General features: G+C 37.9%; 7 protein-coding genes. All 7 read right to left on the bottom strand.

Translation table 11 applies throughout. The features are described 5' to 3' along the window. Positions 1-191: 191 nt before the first annotated feature. The 7 genes from K6G87_RS16610 to K6G87_RS19980 all read right to left on the bottom strand — a co-directional run bounded on the left by K6G87_RS16610 (position 192) and on the right by K6G87_RS19980 (position 5,747). Entirely contained in the window at positions 192-1,112 is a 921-nt protein-coding gene (locus K6G87_RS16610; RefSeq protein ID WP_296839747.1) for a hypothetical protein, read from the bottom strand. Between the two features lie 15 nt (positions 1,113-1,127). Next, the gene (locus tag K6G87_RS16605; RefSeq protein ID WP_296839746.1) at positions 1,128-2,120 is read right to left on the bottom strand and encodes a hypothetical protein; all 993 of its coding nucleotides are present in this window, start codon (positions 2,118-2,120) and stop codon (positions 1,128-1,130) included. A gap of 188 nt (positions 2,121-2,308) precedes the next feature. Next, positions 2,309-3,109, bottom strand: a complete 801-nt coding sequence (locus K6G87_RS16600; RefSeq protein WP_296839745.1) for an ABC transporter permease — start codon at positions 3,107-3,109, stop codon at positions 2,309-2,311. Positions 3,110-3,218: 109 nt separating this feature from the next. After that, positions 3,219-4,010 (bottom strand): ABC transporter permease, encoded by a 792-nt coding sequence (locus K6G87_RS16595; protein WP_296839743.1) that lies wholly within the window; start codon positions 4,008-4,010, stop codon positions 3,219-3,221. Next, entirely contained in the window at positions 4,007-4,972 is a 966-nt protein-coding gene (locus K6G87_RS16590) for an ABC transporter ATP-binding protein (RefSeq protein WP_296839741.1), read from the bottom strand. The genes K6G87_RS16595 and K6G87_RS16590 overlap by 4 nt, the downstream gene beginning before the upstream one ends. A gap of 59 nt (positions 4,973-5,031) precedes the next feature. Continuing rightward, positions 5,032-5,526, bottom strand: a complete 495-nt coding sequence (locus K6G87_RS16585; RefSeq protein ID WP_296839739.1) for a DNA-deoxyinosine glycosylase — start codon at positions 5,524-5,526, stop codon at positions 5,032-5,034. Positions 5,527-5,642: 116 nt separating this feature from the next. After that, positions 5,643-5,747: an SCP2 sterol-binding domain-containing protein gene (locus tag K6G87_RS19980; protein WP_442863377.1), complete on the bottom strand. Its 105-nt coding sequence runs from the start codon at positions 5,745-5,747 to the stop codon at positions 5,643-5,645. Positions 5,748-5,759: the final 12 nt, after the last annotated feature.

The following is a 5,759-nucleotide window of genomic DNA, read 5'->3' as shown; positions in this document are numbered from 1 at the left end:
CGTTTCTTCGAAACTCTCACATCTACGTTCCACTCCGGTCGGCGCAAAACAGACATCCCCCGGATGTCTTGCGCCCTCAAACATTCGCAAATCCGCACTACGTGCTACTTTGCTCATGTTTTGCGGGTCATAAATTCATATTCGATTTCGAGCAAGCTCGAATCGAAATGACTTTTGACCCTTACGTCATATTATTTTTTGTATTGATACTCAGTTACTACATACTCGCCATACGACATAGTTTGTTTAACCACATTACCATACTCATCATATTCATATGTTATTACAGCAGTATCATCTTTTGCTTCAATGATATTGCCGTAGTCATCGTATGTATATTCTGTTTCTGATATGGTATATTTGTTGCTGTCATATAGATTATAGTTTTTGGCATATACTTGATCCCCATACCAGTTATATCTGTATTCATAGTTCAATTGATCATTGTAATAGCCTGTCCTATGTGATAGCGTACCATCTTCACGATATTTACTCTCTATGACATATACATTAGAATCAGATCCATCGTCCAGCGTATCTGTCTCCTTTATGCAATTACCATCTGAATCATATTCATATTCTACAAAATAGTGTATACCTTGATCTTCATACTCCTTTGAAATCAAGTTTCCGAGTGTATCATATTTATTTGTATATTCACAAATGGCATCTGAATTATAGGTCTTAGTAGAAATATTTCCATGGTCATCATATGTATATTCAGTAGTGCCATCATTAGCCGTAACAGTTTTCAGCTTTCCATCATCATAATATTCAAAAGTATTGGAAAAAACTAACGTTCCATCTTCTGTATAAACAGATTCTGTCTTACTAATAATGATCGGACTAGTAGGACTATCCAGAAATGATAGCTTTTCCCCTAATTCCTCTTCCTCGTCTACTTCTTCATTTTCTACTGCTTCTTCAGAGTTACTTACATTAGAGCTATCGATACTAATACTATCCTCTGTAGCCGAAACATCTGACACCGCTTCAATTGATGAAACCACATCAGTAGAGCTATTAGTTATATCATCTACTTCAGCACTATTACATGCTGTTAAACATATGCCCATTACTATGATAAATCCCAACAATGTATTATTTTTCATACTAATTCCCATCTCTTAATTCATTGTTAACAGATACTCTGAATTTAATACCTGCAACAAAAGTATTGTAATCCTATTATTTCTGACTTCATCACATCTACTTTCATCATCAAAAACATCTTTTTCAAGCACATTCATTTTTTCAACCAGATCAATATATTCCTCTGCAAGTTGTTTACTAACAAGCTTCTTGTCTGTCAGTCCTTCTAAACCCTCCATCTTTTCAAGCAACAACTCTGACAAACTGTCATAATCAAGTTCATCAATCTCATAATCCTGGATATATTCATAGAACTCCTCAGAATCTTCAAGGCATAATAAATAATTAGAATAATCAAACATATTTACTTCTGAAATTTCTTTTTCAGAAATAGTACCCTCATAAATATTCACGCCCAATTGATAATCAATAGACATAAGCATTCCAGCCATTAACTCATATTCTGTTTTCAACAATGATGGCGCCATCTCCTTGTACATACTTCCTGGGACGGCCCCACTAACACCATATAATGAATTGATGTATATCAAATAGTTTGCCTCAAAAACATCCCAGCTTTCTAGCATATCATTGAATGCTTCTTTTTTATCATCGCTTAAAAGTGCATCTATTTCTGCTTTAGTATTCGCTATCTCTTCATCCCATGTAGCGCTTATTGTGTCAAAGCTACTATTACCATCACTTTCTATATAATTTTCTATTATCACTGCTGAAAAATTTTTATAAAATGAATCCTGCTCAATACATAATATTTCTGAATCAGCCGAAAAGCCAGTAATATAGATATCACTATAATCAACTGCATTTGTATCTTCATATGATACTTCTTTCGATACCTCAACGGTACTTTCCTCAGCTACATTAGTTTCACTTTCACTGCTACTACTTACAGAATTAGCACCAGCTGTGCTTGTAGTTTCTATTGAAGTTACTCCATTAACAGTTTCATTCCTACACCCTGTTAAAAGTATTGCAAAACACAAAATCGTTAATAATCTAATCTTCATATCTATAATGCTCCTTTTACTAATGCAATATCAAATACCTTGTTTTCTGCGCTCATTTAGTTCCCTATTAAAGTGAATTTTGAGTGGTTCTAAGCCGTCATGAATAATTCAGGTTAAATGATATCTTAAGAGAAACTTATGTCTATGTCCATGATTATAGTCTTTATTCATGAATACTATTATATATGTTAACTACCTGTTGATCTGTAGTGTCTTAGTGCCAGATGAAATAATACTGTCATAATTCCAAATACCACAAGGCCCGAAAGAGGTGTAACTACTGCTGCAAGCCATGACCATCCATAAAGGGGCTTATTCAGGATCCAGGATGCAGGCACGTGGAGAGTAAGTGCAAATGGAGCAACAACTGTAAACAGTGCCCTAAGAGGAAGTGGGTAAACATCAATTGGATACTGGCATGCGCTTCTTCCGCCGTAAGTTATAGCATTTACTATCTCTACTGATTTTACACTAAATATACAAAAGATAGCTTCTATCATGAAAAGCCCCAATATCAGAAGACAGCTCATAGCTATTGACTCTATGAGAACCAGTACCTTAAGAGGGCTCCATACTATACCTGAAAGCCTGCTACCGATAATAAGTGCAGTCGTTCCAACAGCGATACAGGTTATCCTTCTTGGGTCAGTTCCCGAGCACATAACCTGAGTCATAACACCTCTTGGTCTTATAAGAAAGGTATCAAGACGCCCTGTTCTTACCATGGACGGGAAGTCTCCTGTTATACCTCTTCCAAACATCTCTGTCAGATAAAAAGATACTGACATCATTCCAAAAAAGAAATAAAGATTGCCACCTGACCATTCCTTAAGGCTCTGAAATCTGTCAACAATAAGGATGACTGCCATCATCTCGCCGCCTTCCATTACAAGCTGAGCAAGGGTCTGCATGATAAATGAGCTTGGGTATTGAAGCTGACTTCTTATAAGCATCACCATTGATTTTAAATATAGTCGTAGTGTATTCATTTTGATCCTCTGTGTTGTATCGTTTGATGTGAAACATCGTACGTACTTCGAAGTCCGAAGTTTGAGCTGCTAATATTACTTATAAAATTGTAATAATATTTTTAGTATATTAGCCGCCCTGTACGATCATCCTTTTCTTATTCTGATTCCACATATATGCTCCAAGAGCTACAAGAACCACTACCCAAAAGCCCTGTATCATATAAACTCTAAGTACGCTCTCAAGGCCGTAGTCTCCAGTATAGATTCTGATCGGTGCATCAAGAAGCTGTGCATAAGGAAAAAGAGTTATGACCTTCTGCCAGCTATCCGGGAAAAGAGTAAGCGGTATAACATTACCTGAAAGAGTCATCATCAAAAGATTAAGAAGTCCCTGCATTCCCCTAGGGTCCAGGGTTATCATGGTAAATGCCACAGTAATATTTTCAAGAGCGCATACGCATAAAAGTCCCAGTACAAGTGCAGGAACAGCTGCCATGAGTGAAGCCGGTGAAGAAGGAAGGTTCATGCCCCAACCCTTTGGAAGAAGAAATGCCATAAAGAGCATAGGAACAGCTCTCATAACGCTTCCCATAAGCTTAAGCGCCATGATCCTTGCGTAGTAAAAACCGTACATATTTACAGGACGGCACATATCATAGGAGATATCTCCTGTCCTTATTTTGTCTAAAAGCTCTGAATCAGATGCCAGCATCATTCTGAAAAATCCCTGCTGTATCCATACATAGGTTGCGACATTCTCAATAGGTATAGACTGCGGATGTCCTTCATAAAGAGCCCTGTAAAGGGCAACCAGTATAAGTCCGAAGAACATCTGGCATAGCATGCCGCCTATCATTGCGCCCCTGTACTGAAGCTCCATACGAAGACGCATTTTAAAGACTGAAATATAGGATTTCATAGATCAAGCTCCTTGTACATAGCAGCAATAAGGTGATCAGTATTCTCTGGTTCAAGCGTAAGCTCTTTAATATTACCTGCATCCTGAAGTATAGAAAGAAGCCTTGCTGTTGGAAGCTTAGATGGCTCATAGCTAATCTCAAGACCGTCTTCAGTCTCTTTACATAAAACCCCTTCAGGAAGATTCATACATGATACTGAGGCATTATATTTAACCTTTACATTACGTACCTTATCGAAGCGCTCAAGAAGATCCGGAAGCTTTCCATCAAAGAGTTTCTTGCCATGTCCAAGCACCATTACCCTTGAACATAAGGCTTCTATATCTTCCATATCATGGGTTGTGAGCATGATGGTCGTGCCATACTCCTTATTTTCCCATTTTAAAAAGTCGCGGAGTGATAACTTACTTACAGCGTCAAGTCCTATTGTCGGTTCATCAAGGAAAAGAAGCCCCGGCCTATGAAGGAGGGATCCGCAAAGCTCTGCTCTCATTCTCTGTCCAAGGCTAAGAAGACGAAGAGGCGTTCTCATAAGTGGCTCAAGATCAAGTGCCCCCGCCAGCTCATGAAGCCTGTCTTCATAATCTTTTTGAGGAATTCTGTATATATCCTTTAAAAGACTATAGCTGTCTATGATAGGAACATCCCACCAAAGCTGGCTTCGCTGACCAAAGACAACACCGATATTTTTAACATGCTCTTTTCTGTTTTTCCAGGGAACAATACCGCCTACTGTAACTTCGCCGCTATCAGGTGTAAGAATACCTGACAGGATCTTGACTGTAGTTGACTTACCGGCTCCGTTAGGGCCTATGTAACCTACAAGTTCTCCCTTTTCGACAGAAAAAGATATTCCCTTAAGGGCATTTACGGTTTCCTTATCCCTTAAAAGCTTTCCCTTCTCTCTTTTCTTTTTGACTACAAAATCTTTCTTTAAATTATTAACATTTATATAACTCATACTAACCTCATGGTGCGAGCAACGCGAGCGACTAAAGGAGTTAATCTCCGATTAACTCCTCACCTCAATGGCGCGAGCAGTACTTCTTTCCACGTATCCGTAAGCTTTTCAAGACTCCATGCAGCATTAGCTGGACTTGTGGATGGCATACATATAGCTTCTCTATTAATTTTATTCTTTGTGTATTTGTTAAAAAATTTCTCTGCAGTCTTACCATTAACGATTATGGTCTTTATATCTGCTGCCTCTAATATTTCTGAAAGATCATTGGCTACAACATTTGTAATGCTTGAATCTGATGAGCCCTTGATATCGCAGGATTTAATAACATCCCAAAGAGCAATATGATGCTTATGCAAAAGCTCACTTTTCTCTTCGATCGTAGATGGGACCGCTTCATCAAATATACCTGCTATCAGCTTCCAAAAACGGTTCTGCGGATGTCCGTAAAAAAATAATTGTTCTCTTGATTTTACAGATGGAAAACTACCCAGAATCAGTATCTTAGAATCTTGATCATATAAAGGCGGAAATGGATGAATTACATGTGTCATGTCTGCATCTCCCTTATATAAATTCGTAACCTATAATTTATCATAGCGGCGTACTTATGCGCAACAAAAAAAGCCTCAAAGATGAGACTTTTTTATACTTTTTTGCATTTATGACTTTACTTTTTGATCAGATTTGAAAACTCTAAAGCTTTTCCTATATCTCCGTCAACTTTGAGCTTACCCAGTGTAAAAGCAGCCACAGGATCAAGCTTTCCTGAAATAAGCTTGTTAAA

The sequence above is a fragment of the Butyrivibrio sp. genome (genome assembly GCF_024699075.1).
The sequence above is the reverse complement of the archived record's forward strand: the minus strand, read 5'-3'. Positions and strand labels throughout refer to the sequence as shown.